This window comes from Actinomycetospora flava (genome assembly GCF_037400335.1).
Lineage (GTDB): Bacteria > Actinomycetota > Actinomycetes > Mycobacteriales > Pseudonocardiaceae > Actinomycetospora > Actinomycetospora flava.
In genome coordinates, this window is the sequence record NZ_JBBEGM010000001.1 from 998,548 (window position 1) to 1,011,935 (window position 13,388).

General features: G+C 75.7%; 14 protein-coding genes. 4 read left to right on the forward strand and 10 right to left on the reverse strand.

Annotated elements, in window-relative coordinates:
• Positions 1-42 precede the first annotated feature (42 nt).
• The gene (locus tag WCD58_RS04890) at positions 43-735 is read left to right on the forward strand and encodes a hypothetical protein (RefSeq protein WP_337700059.1); all 693 of its coding nucleotides are present in this window, start codon (positions 43-45) and stop codon (positions 733-735) included.
• Here WCD58_RS04890 and WCD58_RS04895 read toward each other — a convergent pair.
• Positions 696-1,727, reverse strand: a complete 1,032-nt coding sequence (locus tag WCD58_RS04895; protein ID WP_337700061.1) for a sugar-binding transcriptional regulator — start codon at positions 1,725-1,727, stop codon at positions 696-698. The two genes, WCD58_RS04890 and WCD58_RS04895, sit on opposite strands and share 40 nt — an antisense overlap.
• Positions 1,728-1,924: 197 nt before the next feature.
• Here WCD58_RS04895 and WCD58_RS04900 point away from each other — a divergent pair, with 197 nt between their 5' ends.
• Entirely contained in the window at positions 1,925-2,272 is a 348-nt protein-coding gene (locus WCD58_RS04900) for a cupin domain-containing protein (RefSeq protein ID WP_337700063.1), read from the forward strand.
• Here WCD58_RS04900 and WCD58_RS04905 read toward each other — a convergent pair.
• The 4 genes from WCD58_RS04905 to WCD58_RS04920 all read right to left on the reverse strand — a co-directional run bounded on the left by WCD58_RS04905 (position 2,263) and on the right by WCD58_RS04920 (position 7,336).
• Positions 2,263-3,801 carry a cell envelope integrity protein TolA gene (locus WCD58_RS04905; protein ID WP_337700065.1) on the reverse strand — a complete coding sequence of 513 codons (1,539 nt, stop codon included), beginning with the start codon at positions 3,799-3,801 and terminating at the stop codon, positions 2,263-2,265. The genes WCD58_RS04900 and WCD58_RS04905 overlap by 10 nt on opposite strands.
• A gap of 213 nt (positions 3,802-4,014) precedes the next feature.
• A complete protein-coding gene (locus WCD58_RS04910) occupies positions 4,015-5,550 on the reverse strand; it encodes a DUF222 domain-containing protein (RefSeq protein WP_337700067.1) in 1,536 nt (511 codons plus the stop codon).
• Positions 5,551-5,828: 278 nt separating this feature from the next.
• Entirely contained in the window at positions 5,829-6,908 is a 1,080-nt protein-coding gene (locus WCD58_RS04915; RefSeq protein ID WP_337700070.1) for a cysteine--tRNA ligase, read from the reverse strand.
• The gene (locus tag WCD58_RS04920; protein ID WP_337700072.1) at positions 6,908-7,336 is read right to left on the reverse strand and encodes a LapA family protein; all 429 of its coding nucleotides are present in this window, start codon (positions 7,334-7,336) and stop codon (positions 6,908-6,910) included. The genes WCD58_RS04915 and WCD58_RS04920 overlap by 1 nt, the downstream gene beginning before the upstream one ends.
• Positions 7,337-7,483: 147 nt before the next feature.
• Between WCD58_RS04920 and WCD58_RS04925 the strand changes: the two genes are divergently transcribed.
• A complete protein-coding gene (locus WCD58_RS04925; RefSeq protein ID WP_337700074.1) occupies positions 7,484-8,185 on the forward strand; it encodes an alpha/beta fold hydrolase in 702 nt (233 codons plus the stop codon).
• Here the strand turns inward: WCD58_RS04925 and WCD58_RS04930 are convergent.
• Together WCD58_RS04930 and WCD58_RS04935 are read right to left on the reverse strand one after the other, a co-directional pair.
• Positions 8,143-8,823 (reverse strand): response regulator, encoded by a 681-nt coding sequence (locus tag WCD58_RS04930; RefSeq protein ID WP_337700075.1) that lies wholly within the window; start codon positions 8,821-8,823, stop codon positions 8,143-8,145. The genes WCD58_RS04925 and WCD58_RS04930 overlap by 43 nt on opposite strands.
• The gene (locus WCD58_RS04935; RefSeq protein ID WP_337700078.1) at positions 8,820-9,965 is read right to left on the reverse strand and encodes a sensor histidine kinase; all 1,146 of its coding nucleotides are present in this window, start codon (positions 9,963-9,965) and stop codon (positions 8,820-8,822) included. Before WCD58_RS04935 ends, WCD58_RS04930 begins: the two co-directional genes overlap by 4 nt.
• Positions 9,966-10,107: 142 nt before the next feature.
• On the opposite strand from WCD58_RS04935, the gene WCD58_RS04940 reads away from it, so the two are divergent.
• Positions 10,108-10,791 carry a hypothetical protein gene (locus WCD58_RS04940; RefSeq protein WP_337700080.1) on the forward strand — a complete coding sequence of 228 codons (684 nt, stop codon included), beginning with the start codon at positions 10,108-10,110 and terminating at the stop codon, positions 10,789-10,791.
• A 3-nt stretch (positions 10,792-10,794) separates the two neighbouring features.
• Here WCD58_RS04940 and WCD58_RS04945 read toward each other — a convergent pair whose 3' ends face one another.
• Genes WCD58_RS04945 through WCD58_RS04955 form a run of 3 tightly spaced genes read right to left on the reverse strand, consistent with a single transcriptional unit; the run spans position 10,795 to position 13,382 of the window.
• Positions 10,795-11,157, reverse strand: coding sequence for a cobalamin biosynthesis protein (locus WCD58_RS04945; protein WP_337700082.1), 363 nt, complete (start codon positions 11,155-11,157; stop codon positions 10,795-10,797).
• The gene (locus WCD58_RS04950; protein WP_337700084.1) at positions 11,158-12,024 is read right to left on the reverse strand and encodes an alpha/beta fold hydrolase; all 867 of its coding nucleotides are present in this window, start codon (positions 12,022-12,024) and stop codon (positions 11,158-11,160) included.
• Positions 12,021-13,382 (reverse strand): cobyrinic acid a,c-diamide synthase CobB, encoded by a 1,362-nt coding sequence (locus tag WCD58_RS04955; protein ID WP_337700087.1) that lies wholly within the window; start codon positions 13,380-13,382, stop codon positions 12,021-12,023. The genes WCD58_RS04950 and WCD58_RS04955 overlap by 4 nt, the downstream gene beginning before the upstream one ends.
• Positions 13,383-13,388: the final 6 nt, after the last annotated feature.

Here is a 13,388-nt window from a genome sequence, read left to right on the forward strand (position 1 = left end):
CTAACGACGGACGCGAAACGGGTTGCGCCTACCGTGCCGGCCGTGGACCCGGAGCAGGCCCGCAGGCTGATCGCCGACGAACCGACCTACGAGTGGGGCTTCGGCGAGGGGCGGTCCTGCTCGCTGTGCGGGGCGAACGTCCCGTACGAGGGCGACCGCGACCAGCACACGCGCTGGCACCGGGCCCTCGCGGAGCTGCTCGGTGTCGGGTGGGAGGACCTGGGGCGGCGGACGCCCTCCGACGGCGCGCTCGCGGCGGCCGTCGACGGAGTCGTGAACCCCCGCGGACTGCGGCGGCTCTCCCGGATCGCCACGGCCGGCACGCCCTGGCGCGCGATCCCCGACGTCCCGCTCGGCGAGCACGGCGCGGCGACGCTGCTGTTCGGGTCGCCGGGGGTGGTGGTGGCGCGCTCCGCGGGCGACGGCCGGGTCGAGGTCCGCGGCGGCGTCGTCCACGTGGACGGGCACCGGACGACCCTGGCCGAGCAGGTGCGCGGCGCCGTCGGGCACGTGCGCGCGACGCTGGAACAGGGACGCCGCACGACGCCGCGCGTGTACGGGGTCGTCGTCGCCCCCGGCGGCCTGGTCGGCGGCGATCCCGACCCCGCGGAGGTCCTCGCCGCCGACGGCGACGGGCTCGCCGACCGGCTGGCGAAGCTCCCCGAGGCCCTCGTCTTCGGCGAGGCGGACACGCTCTACGACCGGGCGCGGCGCTCGACGACCTGGCCGACCTGAGCCTTCTCCTGCAGGACTGCAGCGGTGGCGGCATCGGTGACGAGGGTGCTCGCCAGCCCCGAGCGCAGCACCGCGTCGGCGGCCCGGGCCCGCTCGGGGTGGGCGACGAGCACGATCACCTCGTCGACCGCCCGCAGCGCCGCCTCGTCGATGGCGAGCACGCGGCGCGCGAGGTCGACGTCGAGCACCCGGCCCTCCTCGTCGAACGGGAGCGCGACCACCTCCCCCACGACACCCCGCTCCCCGAGAGCGGCGCGCTCGTCCTCGGCGAGGACGTCGTACACCGTCGAGTGCTCCGGGCTCCACGCGCCGACCGAGACCACGGCGACGGTCAGGTCGGCGAACCGCCCGACGGCGTCGACGACGCCCGGCTGCGCGCGCAGCGTCCGGGCGGTCTGGTCGTCGGGCAGCACCAGCGGGGCGTAGATCGGGAACGCCGGCCCCCCGCACAGCGCGCCGACCCGCGCGACCGTCTCCGCCGACGTGTCGGAACGCCACGGCAGCGAGTACGCGCCGCAGAGCTGGACGACCGTGCAGGGCGGGAGCATCGTCAGCGCGTCGACGGCCTCGTTGATCGTGCGCGACCAGGCGAGCCCGAGGACGTCGTCGGCGCTCACGACCTCGGTGAGCAGCTTCGCGGTGAGGGCGGCGACCTGCTGGCGGGCGGTCGGGGCTGTCTCTGCTCTCGGGGCGGTCGGGGGTGCCGGGGCTGCCGGGGCTGCCGGAATCGCCGGGGCGACGAGCGCGCGGCGCAGGCCGTAGGTCGCGGCGAGCTGTTCCGACGCGCGGTGGTCGAGGTCGTCGCCCGCGGTGACCTCGATGCGCACGAGTCCCTGCTCCACCGCGGCGTCGAGCAGCCGGGCGACCGCGAAGCGGCTCATCCCGAGCTCCTTCGCGATCTCGACCTTCGTGCGCCCGAGGACGTGGAAGCGGTGGGCCGCACCGGCCGCGAGCAGACGCCGACCCGGGCCCCAGCCGTCCACCTCGCTCATATGAGCATGATAGAGCCGGTTCGACGCTCTTGACGAGGCCCTCGTCTTGCGCCTGTACTGCGGTACGAGACGTTCCGTTGTCGCCTTGCCTCGCTCAGAGGAGCGCTCGGTCCGGAGAGCTCTCACCCTCCGGACGCCGGCCGCCCATCTGCGCGGTGAAGGCGCTCGGGTCACCGGGCCCGCCGAGGAGGAGACGCATGAGCACGACCGCGCCGGAACCCACGTCGATCGCCGGAGTCGGGCTCGCCCTCGATGCGATCGACTCGCACCTGGTGGTGGGTCCCGACGACGGCTACGGCGGGGTCTCCCTGGTGCGGATGTCGCTGCCGCCCCACGCGCACACGGGGCCGCGGCGGTACGACGACACCGACCGGCTGGTGATCGTGCTGGGCGGTCACGCCCGCATCGAGGTCGACGGCCGCCCGGCGGTGACGCTCGGCCCGAACGAGGTCCTCCACATCCCGCGCGCCACGTGGCACGGGCTCGAGACGCTGGGCGGGACGGAGCTGCTCGTCCTCGCGGCCGACGGGGCGGCTCAGCGGTAGAGCACGACGTCCGGGGCCGGCTGCGCGGCGAGGATCGCGCGGGCGTCGGCCTCGCCGGGTGGCGCGACGATCGCGCGCAGGGTGGGCGGGGTCGTGTCGCCGGTGGTCGCCAGGGCGATCTCCGGGGGCGCGCCGGCCGCTGGGCCCGGCACCACCAGGAGCTTCTGCGGCAGGCCCGCCGACCGGACCACGTCGGCGAGCCAGCCCGTCATCGCGCCCAGCTCCTCGGGCGCGGGCGGCGACGCGGCGTCGAGGGCGAGGCCCACGTCGGGCTCGCGCAGCAGGCGTTCCCACGGCTCGATCGCGTCGAGAGCGCCGGTCGGGCCCGTCGGGACGGCGAGCACGAGCAGCTGCCGGTGCGCGCGGGTCAGGGCGAGCTGCTGCCACGCGGCCCCGCTCGCCGAGGCGTCGCCGACGGGCAGCTCGAGCGCCGGCAGCGCCTCCCGGTCGACGGTGCCGAACGTCGTCGCGGTCGCCTCGACCCGGTCAGCCGTCTCCTCCGTCGACGCTCCGGCGGCCGCGCGCACAACGACGACCCGGTGAGCGGGCGCGATCGTCGTGCCGCCACGGGGCAGCTCCTGGCGGGGTCCGGGCGCCGATGCAGCGACCGGCGCCGTGTCGGCCGCGGACGCGGCCGCCACCGGAGTCGCCGGTGCGCTCGCGGGGACCCCGAACGCGCTGCTCAGGGCCGTGACCACCGCGAGCGCCAGCGCGATCAGCCGCGGCACGATCCACACCGCGGCCACCGCGAGGAGGGCGATCAGGAACAACAGGAGGACCCGCCGGCGACGGCGCTTGCGGTCCGCCTTCGCGGCCCGGCGCGCCGCCTCGTCCCGCGCCGCGGCCTCGCGCGCGACGGACGGTGACACCGCCTCGCCGGGGAGCGTGGCGACACGCTCCTGCTCGACCTTCTCCCGGGCCTCGCGTTCGGCCTGTTCGCGGGCTTCCCGCTCGGCCTGTTCGCGGGCTTCGCGCTCGGCCTGTTCGCGGGCTTCGCGCTCGGCCTGTTCGCGGGCTTCGCGCTCGGCCTGTTCGCGGGCTTCGCGCTCGGCCTGTTCGCGGGCTTCCCGCTCGGCCTGCTCACGGGCTTCCCGTTCGGCCTGCTCACGAGCCTGCCGCTCGGCCTGCTCACGGGCCTCGCGCTCGGCCTGCTCGCGGGCTTCGCGTTCGGCCTGCTCGCGGGCTTCGCGTTCGGCCTGCTCGCGGGCTTCGCGTTCGGCCTGCTCGCGGGCTTCGCGTTCGGCCTGCTCGCGGGCTTCCCGCTCGGCCTGCTCGCGGGCTTCCCGCTCGGCCTGCTCGCGAGCTTCGCGTTCGGCCTGCTCGCGGGCTTCGCGTTCAGCTTGTTCGCGAGCTTCCTGCTCCGCCTGCTCGCGCGCCTCGCGCTCGGCTTGTTCGCGTGCCGCATGCTCGGCATCGTCGGGCGAGTCGCGGGGTGACGGCGCGAGCGTCACCTCGTCCGGCCCACCCCACACGTCCTCAGCGCCGAGCTCGGCGTCGGTCCGACGCCACCATCGGGTGCCCACCACCACGAGGCCACCTCCCCTCCGCCGCCGTGGCACGGTCATCCGACCCACGGCGCCCCAGGCCACGGTAGGGGGACGATCAGCCGGAGACGGCGCGCCGCGCCATGACACGCGGAGAGGTGTTCGCCGCGCCACGCCCACGACCGTGCAGAGATCACGACAGGTCGGCGACACGGGACACACCGCCCGCGACGCTCCGGACACCGAGGCCCAATCGCCTCACACAGGGACGCGAGGGCGTCCTCCGAGCCGGGGTTGTCGTTCGGTGTCGATGTACCAGGGTGGGGTGAACCACGCCCGGCCGTTGATCATCTCGATGGTCCAGTGGCCGTGGTGGACGAGCTGGTGGTGGTAGCGGCAGAGCAGGCACATGTTGTCCAGGGCCGTGTCGCCGTCGGGGTACCAGTGGCGGACGTGGTGGGCCTGGCAGCGGCGGGGTCGGCGGTCGCAGCCGGGGAAGGCGCAGCCGCCGTCGCGGTGGTTGAGGGCGCGGCGGATGGCGTCGGGGGCGGTGCGTTGGCGGCGGCCGACGTCGAGGGGTTCGGACTTGGAGCCGAGGATCATGGGGATGATTTCGGCGTCGCAGGCCCAGCGGCGGATGGTGGCGGCGTCGACGTGGTGCCCGGAGTCCAGCGTCCCGTAGCCGGTCTTGCCGGCCTTGCCGGCCTTGTCTTGGAGGGCTTCGCAGAGCCAGCGGTGGTCGATGGTGACGGTCAGCAGGACCCGCCCGGGTCGTTCGGTCCAGCCCCGGCCTGCCGGTGAGGGCGCGTCGGGCTCGGGGCGGCGTGGTTCGGGGATCAATGCCAACGGCGCCTGGCCCTCGGCGTCGTCCGAAGCGTCACCCGAGGCGTCGGCCGGCTCGTCGTCCGCGGCGAGGCCCGGCTCGCCGCCGCCGACGTGCTCGTCGTCCGGGCAGGGCTCGGCATCAGCGGCCGGCTCCTCGGCGGGCTCGGCGCCCGGTTCGTCGGTGTCGGTGTCGGTGCGTGCGGGGTCGGTGGTGTCGTTCTGCCCGCGGCGGGTGTCGGTGGCGATGCCGTGGGGGCCGCGGGCGTCGTCGATGAGGTCTTTGAGGGCGTCGGCCTGGCGTCGGGCCAGGGATCGTTGGTCCTCGCTGCCCGCGCGGGCCGAGAGCACCCCGACGACCTCGACCATCTTCTCGGCCTCGAGCGGATCCCCGAACCGGCCTTTGAACACCAGCGACCCGTCGCGGCGGCGCAGCATGTGCATCTCGTCGCCGGCGTCCTCCCCGTCGGGTGGGGCCGCCCCGTCGGGGTCGTAGAAGTCCACGAACGCTTTCGCGAGCCGGCGCAGCATCTTCGGCGGCAGCAGCTGCGCCTTGTCCGCCAAGGTCTGCTCGACCCCGGCGAGCTCGTCGGGCGGTGGCGGGGTCATCAGCCCGGCCAGATGCCGCACCGTGTCCCGCACGATCCGCACGTGCGCCGGGTCCACCAACCCGGCGGCCAGCGCGTCCGCGGTGGCCGGCAGCCGGGCGGGCAGCACCTCGCCCGACAGCGAGGTCCGCGCGCACAGGTCGCCGGCCTCGTCCACCAGCCGCTTCGCCTCGGGATGATCCACATTGTCGAGATCGGCGACCAGATTCGGCAAGCTGCGATACCCCGTGGCCGCGACCGCCCCGAGCTCGTCGAGCGCGGCGATGTCCTGCAACCGCCGGTAGTAGCCGCGCCGCTGAGCGACCACATGAGCGCGGGCACGATCGAACACCTCCCGCTCGACCGCGCCCATCGATTCGCTCATGTGTTCGATCCTACCGCACAACGGCGACACTGGCGACACCCGCGTCAGTGGGACCTCTTGAGGATATCTCGGGGGCCGAACCGCGACGGCATCCTCGAGAGATCGAGATGGAGAGCTGCCGGACGACAACCTCACCGGGCGCGACCAGCACTTTCCGCAGCTCACCGACCCGTTGACCATGCAGAACGCGCCACTCGCCACGAACCGCATTCCGGCGGTGGGCACCCCTCGCCCGTCTATCCGACCGAAGGTGCCCTTCGGTCAGAACACCCGCGCGATCAGGCCAGCCCGAGCACGGCGAGGGTCGTGCGGGCGGCCTCGCCGCCCTCGGTCTCCGCGAGGTCGAGGGCTCCGGGGACGTCGAGGTCGTCGAGGAGTCGCGCGAGCACGGCCTCGGCCGCGGGGCCGTTGCCGCCCGGCTGGCGCGCGGCCGCCGCGTAGAGCCGCTCCAGGCGGGCCGCGGCGTCGTCGAGCGCGCCGGCGGTGACGTCCCACGGCTGCGCCCAGGGCCGGTCGAGCAGGAGCAGGCGCACGGCGGCGGCCGGGTGGGTCTCGAGCAGTTCGCCGACGAGCAGCAGGTTCCCCGCCGACTTCGCCATCTTCTCGCCGTCCACCCGCACCGTGCCGACGTGCAGGCGCGCGCGGGCGAACGGCGCGACCCCGGTGACGGCCTCGACCATGGCGGCCTGGGTGGTGTGATGGGGGTGGCGCAGGTCGGCGCCGCCGATGTGCAGGTCGATCGCCGAGCCCAGGACGGTCAGCGCCATCGCCGCGCACTCGGCGTGCCAGCCGGGACGCCCGTCGCCCCACGGGCTCGGCCAGGCGGCCTCGCCGGCCGCCGCGGGGCGCCAGACGAGGGCGTCGGCCGGGTCGTCGGCCTCCGGCCAGGGCGCCTCGCTGGACGTCTCGTCGCCCACGAGCTCGACCGACGGGGCGACGGCCCGGAACAGCACCGCCCCGTTCCGCTCGTACGCCGCACCCCGCTCGAGCAGCGCCGACGCCAGGGCGACGACGCCGTCGACGTGGTTGTGGGCGCGCGGCTCGTGGGTCGGCGGGCGCACGCCGAGGGCGGCCATGTCGTGGTCGAAGCGGAACTGCCCGACCGCGGCGAAGCTGTCGAACCGCGCCCCGGCCCGCTCGGCGGCGGCGTCGAGGACGTCGTCGACGTCGGTGACGTTGCGGCAGCTGATCACCTCGATGCCGACGCGGCGCAGCACGCGCGCGGCGACGTCGGCCCACACGAACGTCGAGGCGTGGCCGAGGTGGGTCGTGTCGTAGGGCGTGATGCCGCAGACGTAGGCGCGGGCGCGCCCCACCAGCGGCAGCGGCGCGCCGGCCAGGCGCAGCGACGGGCTCATCAACGGGTCCTTCCCGTGCGCTTGGCCGCCCGGCGCCACTGCACCATCCGCCCGAGACCGGGGATGGCGAGCAGCAGCATCCCGGCGATCGCGGCGAACAGCAGCCAGATGCCGAGCGGCAGGGTGGCCTCCAGACCGAGGAACGCGACCCGCGCGGGGTCGAGGTTCTGGAGGATGAAGACCAGCAGGAACACGAGCACCACGGCGCCGAGGATCAGCCCGATCCAGGCGCCGCCGATCCGCGTGCGACCCGGCGACGTCCGGACCCGCGGACGTGCCGCGGCCGCGCCGTCGGGGATCGTGACGGGCTCCGACGGCGGACCCGTCGGTCGGTCACCGGTCAGCTCGGCCCGCGTCACCGCCGCGGAGCCGGGCGTGGTCGGCCCGTCGGCGGGCGACGGCGCGCCGTACCGGGGCTCTTCGCTCATGACCGCCATCCTCGCGCGTCCCGGGCGCCTGGCGTGAGTCCCCGGGCGAGCGCCACGCCGATCACGAGCCGACCAGAAGCAGCACTGATGGCAACGAGACGGAGCATGTCTTCGACGTATGGACCACGCCCGCCCACGATGGACGCCATGACGACCTTCGTCCTCGTCCCCGGGATGTGCCACGGCGGCTGGTGCTTCGACGACCTCGCCGCCGGGCTCCGCGCCGCCGGCCACGAGGTCCGCGCCCTGACCCTGACCTCCGTCGGCGACCCCGACACCCCGCCCGACCCGGCCGTCGACCTCGAGACCCACGTCGCCGACGTCATCAGCGCCCTGGACCGCGCCGACGGTCCCGTCGTCCTCGCCGGGCACAGCTACGGCGGGCTCCCGATGACCGTGGCCGCGGACCGCCGTCCCGGGACGGTCGACGCGCTCGTCTACCTCGACGCCTTCGTACCGCGCCACGGCGAGACCGCCCGCACGATGACCAACGACGAGGAGCGCGCCTGGTACGACGAGGGCCGCGCGACCGGCCTCGTCCCGACGCTGCCCTTCTTCGACGCCCGCGCGACCGACCACCCGCTCGCGACCCTCGACCAGCCCGCCCGTCTCGAGCACGGCCTCGACGGCGTCCGGGAGCGCGTCTACCTCTACGCGAAGAACTGGTTCGGCCTGCCCTCGCCGTTCGGGCCGACCCGCGACCGGCTTCGCGACGACCCGACCTGGACCGTCCACGAGCTCGACGCCGCCCACAACCTCATGCGCGACGTCCCCGAGCAGCTGCGCGACATCCTGCTCGACGCCGCTCAGCCGCGATCCGCCCCCGCCCGCACCAGGCCGCTCTCGTAGGCGAACGCCACGGCCTGCACGCGGTCGCGCAGGCCCAGCTTCATGAGCACCCGCCCGAGGTGCGTCTTCACGGTCGCCTCGCCGAGGTGCAGCCGGGCCGCGATCTCGGCGTTCGACAGCGCCCGCGCCACGAGCCCGAGGACGTCGGTCTCGCGCGCCGTCAGTGCCGCCAGCGCGTCGGCCTTCGTGGCGTCGGGCGTCGGGACCTCCGCGAAGGAGCGGATCACCCGCAGGGTCACCGCGGGGTCGAGCAGGCCCTCGCCCGCGGCGACGGTGCGGATCGCGTCGAGCAGCTGGTGCGGCGGGGCGACCTTGAGCAGGAACCCGCTGACCCCGAGCCGCAGCGCCTCGGCGACGTGCGCGTCCTCGTCGAAGGTGGTGAGCACGACGATCCTCGGTGGCGACGCCGCCGCCAGCAGCTCCCGCGCCGCCGACAGCCCGTCGCGGCGGGGCATCCGGATGTCGAGCAGGACCACGTCGGGGTGGGTGCGCGCGACGGTGGCGACCGCGGCGTCGCCGTCCGCGGCCTCGCCGACGACCTCCATGTCGTCCTGGGCGTCGACGAGCATCCGCAGCCCGGCGCGGATCATGGCCTCGTCGTCGGCGAGGACCACCCGGATCGTCACGCGGGCACTCACACCGACACCGCCGTCCGCACCGGGAAGCGGGCGCGGACGGCGTACCCGGTGTCGCGCGGCCCGGCCTCGAGCGACCCGCCGAACACCGCCACCCGCTCGCGCATCCCGACCAGCCCGTGCCCGTCGCCCCCGACCGGTGCGGGCGGGTCGCCCACGGGTCCGTCGTCGACGACCTCGACGACCACCGCGTCCCGGGCGTGCTCGAGCAGCACCCGCGTCGGCGACGGGCCGGCGTGGCGCAGCACGTTGGTCAGCGCCTCCTGCAGCACCCGGTAGGCCGAGACGTCGAGGATGCGCGGCAGGTGCGACGGCTCGCCGCGCACCGTGAGCTCCACGGGCAGGCCGGCCGCCCGGACGTCGGCGAGCAGCTCGTCGAGGCGGTCCAGCGACGGCTCGGGCGCCGCCGGGACCTCGGTGTCCCGCAGGATGCCGACCAGCCCGCGCATCTCGACGACGGTCTCGCGGCCGAGGCGCTCGAGCCCCGCCAGCACGCCGTCGACGCCCTCGTCGAGACGTGCCGTCGACCGGACGACGCCGAGCTGCAGCACCATGACGCTCACCGAGTGCGCCACGGCGTCGTGGACCTCGCGCGCGATCCGGGCGCGTTCCTCGGCGAGGACGGCGCGCTCGCGCGTCTCCCGCTCGGCGTCGAGGGCGGCGGCGAGGCGGCCGAGCTGGTCGGCGCGCCGGCGCTGCTGGCGCGCGGCCAGTCCCACGACCCAGGCGAGCCAGAAGAACGACGAGAAGAAGATGTTGTCGGCCAGCGAGGCGCCCGGGATCGCGAGCAGCGCACCGATCGCCGACGACGCCACCGCCCCGACCTGGCCGACCACCGGCGTGATCCACGACCGCGCGGGCGCGACGGTGAACGCCGCCCAGCCGCACGCCGCGAACATCGCCAGCAGCACGCCACCGGACGGCCCGACCTGGCCGAGCAGCGACTGCGCGAGGAACGCCAGCATCAGCAGCGCGGTCCCGGCCAGCGGCCGCGCGGCGGCGAGCAGGGCGCCGGCCACCGCGACGGCCGTCCCGGCCCACACCGCGGCGGGCCGCAGGTCGGGCGAGGTCAGCGGCTCGAGCACGCCGAAGGCGACGAGGAACCCCGCCGCCACCAGCGGGACCCACCGCTCCACCCGGCTCATGCCACGGACGGTAGTCGACAGCGGGCGCAGACGGGTCCACCTGGAGGATGACCCCGGGCCTCGAACGCTCAGCGTCACGGTGGACGGCGATCGATCCGGCGAACGGACGTCGCCGCACCCGCCGATTCCTAGCGTTTCCGCCATGACCACGACGCACCGGCCCACCACCCCGACCATCGACCCGACCGGCACCGACGACCCCGTCCGGCGCCTCCTGCCCACGCTCGGCGGCGTCGCGACGCTCGCCGGCACGGCCCTGTTCCTGATCGGCGCCGCGATCGCCCCGACCATGGGCGACGGACCGGCGGCGATCGCCGAGTCGATGGCGCGCCATCCCACCGCCGGCGTCTCCGCGCTGGTGCTGCACTACGGCAACCTCGTGCTCGCCGCCGGGATGCTGGCCCTGCCGCTGCTCGTGCGGGGCCGGCGCGGGGCCGTCACTGCCGTCGTCGGTGCACTGCTCGCGGCGCTGTCCTTCGGCAACACGTCCGGGATGCTCTCGACCGACTTCTGGCAGATCGGTCTCGGCGGCCGCTTCTCGCCCGAGGAGGTCACCGGCCTCACCGACACCGTGCTCGGCCAGGCCTGGATGGTGCCCTGGACCGCGACGGCGATGCTGCTCCCGCTCGCGCTGGTGCTGCTGTTCGTCGGCCTCGCGCGGGCCGGGGTCGTCGGGTGGTGGACCGTGCCCGCCGCGGTGATCGGCAGCGTGCTGCCCATGGCGGTGCCGCCGTCGATCCCGGGCGCCTTCGCGATCGGGGCGCTGCCGGCGTTCGCGGCGATCGCCCTGGCCGGGTGGCGGCTGGTGGGGCGGGCGCGGGTGTAGTCCTCAGCGCGCCACGGCCACCGTCACCCCGCGGCCGCGCTGCTTGGGCGTCACGAGCTCACCACCACCGAGCTCGCGGGCGGCCAGCAGCGCGGCCGCTTCGGCGACGCTGCCGGTGCCGGTGAGGCGGCGCACGACGGCCGAGGGGGTGGGGACGTCGACGGTGTCGAGCGCGGCGGCGGGGTAGGTCCGCAGGGTGCGCCCGGCGGCCAGCGCGAGGACGGCGGGTTCGGCGGCGCGGGTCTCGATCGTCGCGACCACGTCCACCCCGGTCAGACCCAGCGCGTCGACCGCCTCCTCGAGATGCGCCAGGGGCGTTCCCGGCTCGATCCCGACCCCCAGCACCAGGCACGACGGCACCGCCATCTACGGCGTCACCAGCGCGTCGAGGACGTCGGCGATGTGGTCCTGGATCGACAGGTGGCCGGTGTCGGGCAGGCGGTGGAGACGCCCGACGCCGGCGGGCAGCCGCGAGGCGATGTCCTCGGCGTGGTGCATCGGCACCATGGCGTCGGCCTCGCCCTGGAAGATCTCGACGGGCGTGGTGACCGCGGACCAGTCGAGCTGCCACGGGCCCGCCCACAGCCGGTACTCCTCCATGACGCCGGCCGGGCCCTGGCGCAGCGACTCCACGAAGAAGGACATCTCCTCCTTGGCCGGGCGGCGGGCGATGAAGTCCTTGTCGGGCTGCGCCAGCTCGGCGGCGATCTGCGAGACGGCCGCCGAGGGCATCAGCTGCGTGGCCCACTTCTGGACCCGCAGCGACATCGCCTCGCGGTGCGGGTGGTCCTCGAGGAGGTCGAGCATGTCGAGGTCCGACTTCGCGAGGCCCTCGCGGGCGCCCGGGCGGTCGTCGATCGGGCCGGCGCCGGCCATGAGCGCGGTGCCGGTGATCCGCGGGTCGCACCCTGCGGCGCACGCGAGCGCGAACGGCCCGCCGGCGGAGTAGCCGACGGTCGCGAAGCGGTCGATCCCGAGGGCGTCGGCCAGCGCGAGGATCTCGCCCGCGTAGCCCGCGATCGTGCGGCCCGGCACCGGGTCGGAGCCGCCGATGCCGCCGCGGTCCGGGCACAGGACGCGCAGCCCGCGCTCCCGCGCCGGCCCGTCGGTGAAGTCCTTGCCGAGACGGCTGTCGGGGGTGCCGTGGAAGAAGAACACCGGCGCGCCCGCGGGATCGCCGTGCTCGGCGATCGCGACGGCGCGGCCGTGGACGGTCACGCGGTGATCGGTCATCGGTCCATCGTGACGTGACGCAGCCAGCGGGCAACACCTCTCGGGCGTCCGGCCGGGTGCGTGTGCAGGTAGGAGGCGTGCACGCCGCCCGCGACGAAGCCCTCCGGCTCGGCGCCGTCCCAGCGCCAGGCCGGCGAGCCGCCGGCGCGCGGGGTGGTCACCGTGCGGTGGAACTCGTGCCCGGTGACCGTCTCGCCGGCCGCGGCGAGCGGGGAGTCGGCGCACGCCGTGGCGGTCCGGTAGCCCAGGGCCAGGCGCGGGCCCATGGCGGCGTCGGCGTCGAGCACCCCGCACATCGGCGCGCCGTCCAGCGAGCGCGCGAGGTAGAGCAGCCCGCCGCACTCGGCGTGCACCGGCCCGCCCGCGGCCGCGAACGCGCGGACGTCCGCGCGCAGGGCGGCGTTGGCGGACAGGGCCTCGGCGTGCTCCTCGGGGAACCCGCCCGGGAGCACGAGCCCGGCGGTGCCCGCCGGCAGGGCGGTGTCGTGGGCGGGGTCGACGGTGACCACCCGTGCCCCGCCGGCGGCCAGCAGCTCGGCGTGCTCGGGGTAGCCGAAGGTGAACGCCGCTCCCCCGGCGACGGCGACCACCGGGGCGCCCGCCACGGGCTCGCCCATCTCCGCTGCCGGGTCCCAGGACGTGGCGGGCGCCGCGGGCGCCGAGCGGGCGAGCGCGGCGACGGCATCGAGGTCGACGTGCCCGGCGACGAGCTCGGCCATCGCGCCGACGGCCGAGCGGGCGGCGGCGCCGTGCTCGGCGGCGGTGACGAGCCCGAGGTGACGCGACGGGACGGCGAGCTCGGCGTGGCGCGGCAGGACGCCGAGCACGGGCAGTCCGGTCTCGGCGCAGGCGGCGCGCAGGATCTCCTCGTGGCGGTGCGAGCCGACGCGGTTGAGGACCACGCCGCCGAGGCGCAGGCGCGGGTCGAAGTCCCGGAACCCGGTGAGCAGCGCGGCGATCGAGCGGGACTGCCCACGCGCGTCGACCACGAGCACGACCGGGGCGTCGAGCAGGCGCGCGACGTGGGCGGTGGAGCCGTCGGCCTCCCGGTCGGCGTCGATGCGCCCGTCGAACAGCCCCATGACGCCCTCGACCACGGCCAGCTCGGCGCCCCGGGCGCCGTGCACGACCAGCCCGGGCAGGGTCGCGGCGTCGACGAGGACGGGGTCGAGGTTGCGGCCGGGGCGGCCGGCGGCCAGGGCGTGGTAGCCGGGGTCGACGTAGTCGGGGCCGACCTTGAACGGCGCGACGGCGGTGCCGCGGGCGGCGAGGGCGCCGAGGAGGCCGGTGGTGACGGTGGTCTTGCCGCTCCCCGACGACGGGGCCGCGATCACCACGCGCGGGGGCAACGGTGTCATCGGGTC

Coding starts and splice junctions, on each gene's coding strand:
- WCD58_RS04895 (WP_337700061.1), bottom strand. CDS start 1,727: ATGAGCGAGGTGGACGGCTGGGGCCCGGGTCGGCGTCTGCTCGCGGCC.
- WCD58_RS04900 (WP_337700063.1), top strand. CDS start 1,925: ATGAGCACGACCGCGCCGGAACCCACGTCGATCGCCGGAGTCGGGCTC.
- WCD58_RS04910 (WP_337700067.1), bottom strand. CDS start 5,550: ATGAGCGAATCGATGGGCGCGGTCGAGCGGGAGGTGTTCGATCGTGCC.
- WCD58_RS04915 (WP_337700070.1), bottom strand. CDS start 6,908: ATGAGCCCGTCGCTGCGCCTGGCCGGCGCGCCGCTGCCGCTGGTGGGG.
- WCD58_RS04920 (WP_337700072.1), bottom strand. CDS start 7,336: ATGAGCGAAGAGCCCCGGTACGGCGCGCCGTCGCCCGCCGACGGGCCG.
- WCD58_RS04925 (WP_337700074.1), top strand. CDS start 7,484: ATGACGACCTTCGTCCTCGTCCCCGGGATGTGCCACGGCGGCTGGTGC.
- WCD58_RS04935 (WP_337700078.1), bottom strand. CDS start 9,965: ATGAGCCGGGTGGAGCGGTGGGTCCCGCTGGTGGCGGCGGGGTTCCTC.
- WCD58_RS04940 (WP_337700080.1), top strand. CDS start 10,108: ATGACCACGACGCACCGGCCCACCACCCCGACCATCGACCCGACCGGC.
- WCD58_RS04945 (WP_337700082.1), bottom strand. CDS start 11,157: ATGGCGGTGCCGTCGTGCCTGGTGCTGGGGGTCGGGATCGAGCCGGGA.
- WCD58_RS04950 (WP_337700084.1), bottom strand. CDS start 12,024: ATGACCGATCACCGCGTGACCGTCCACGGCCGCGCCGTCGCGATCGCC.
- WCD58_RS04955 (WP_337700087.1), bottom strand. CDS start 13,382: ATGACACCGTTGCCCCCGCGCGTGGTGATCGCGGCCCCGTCGTCGGGG.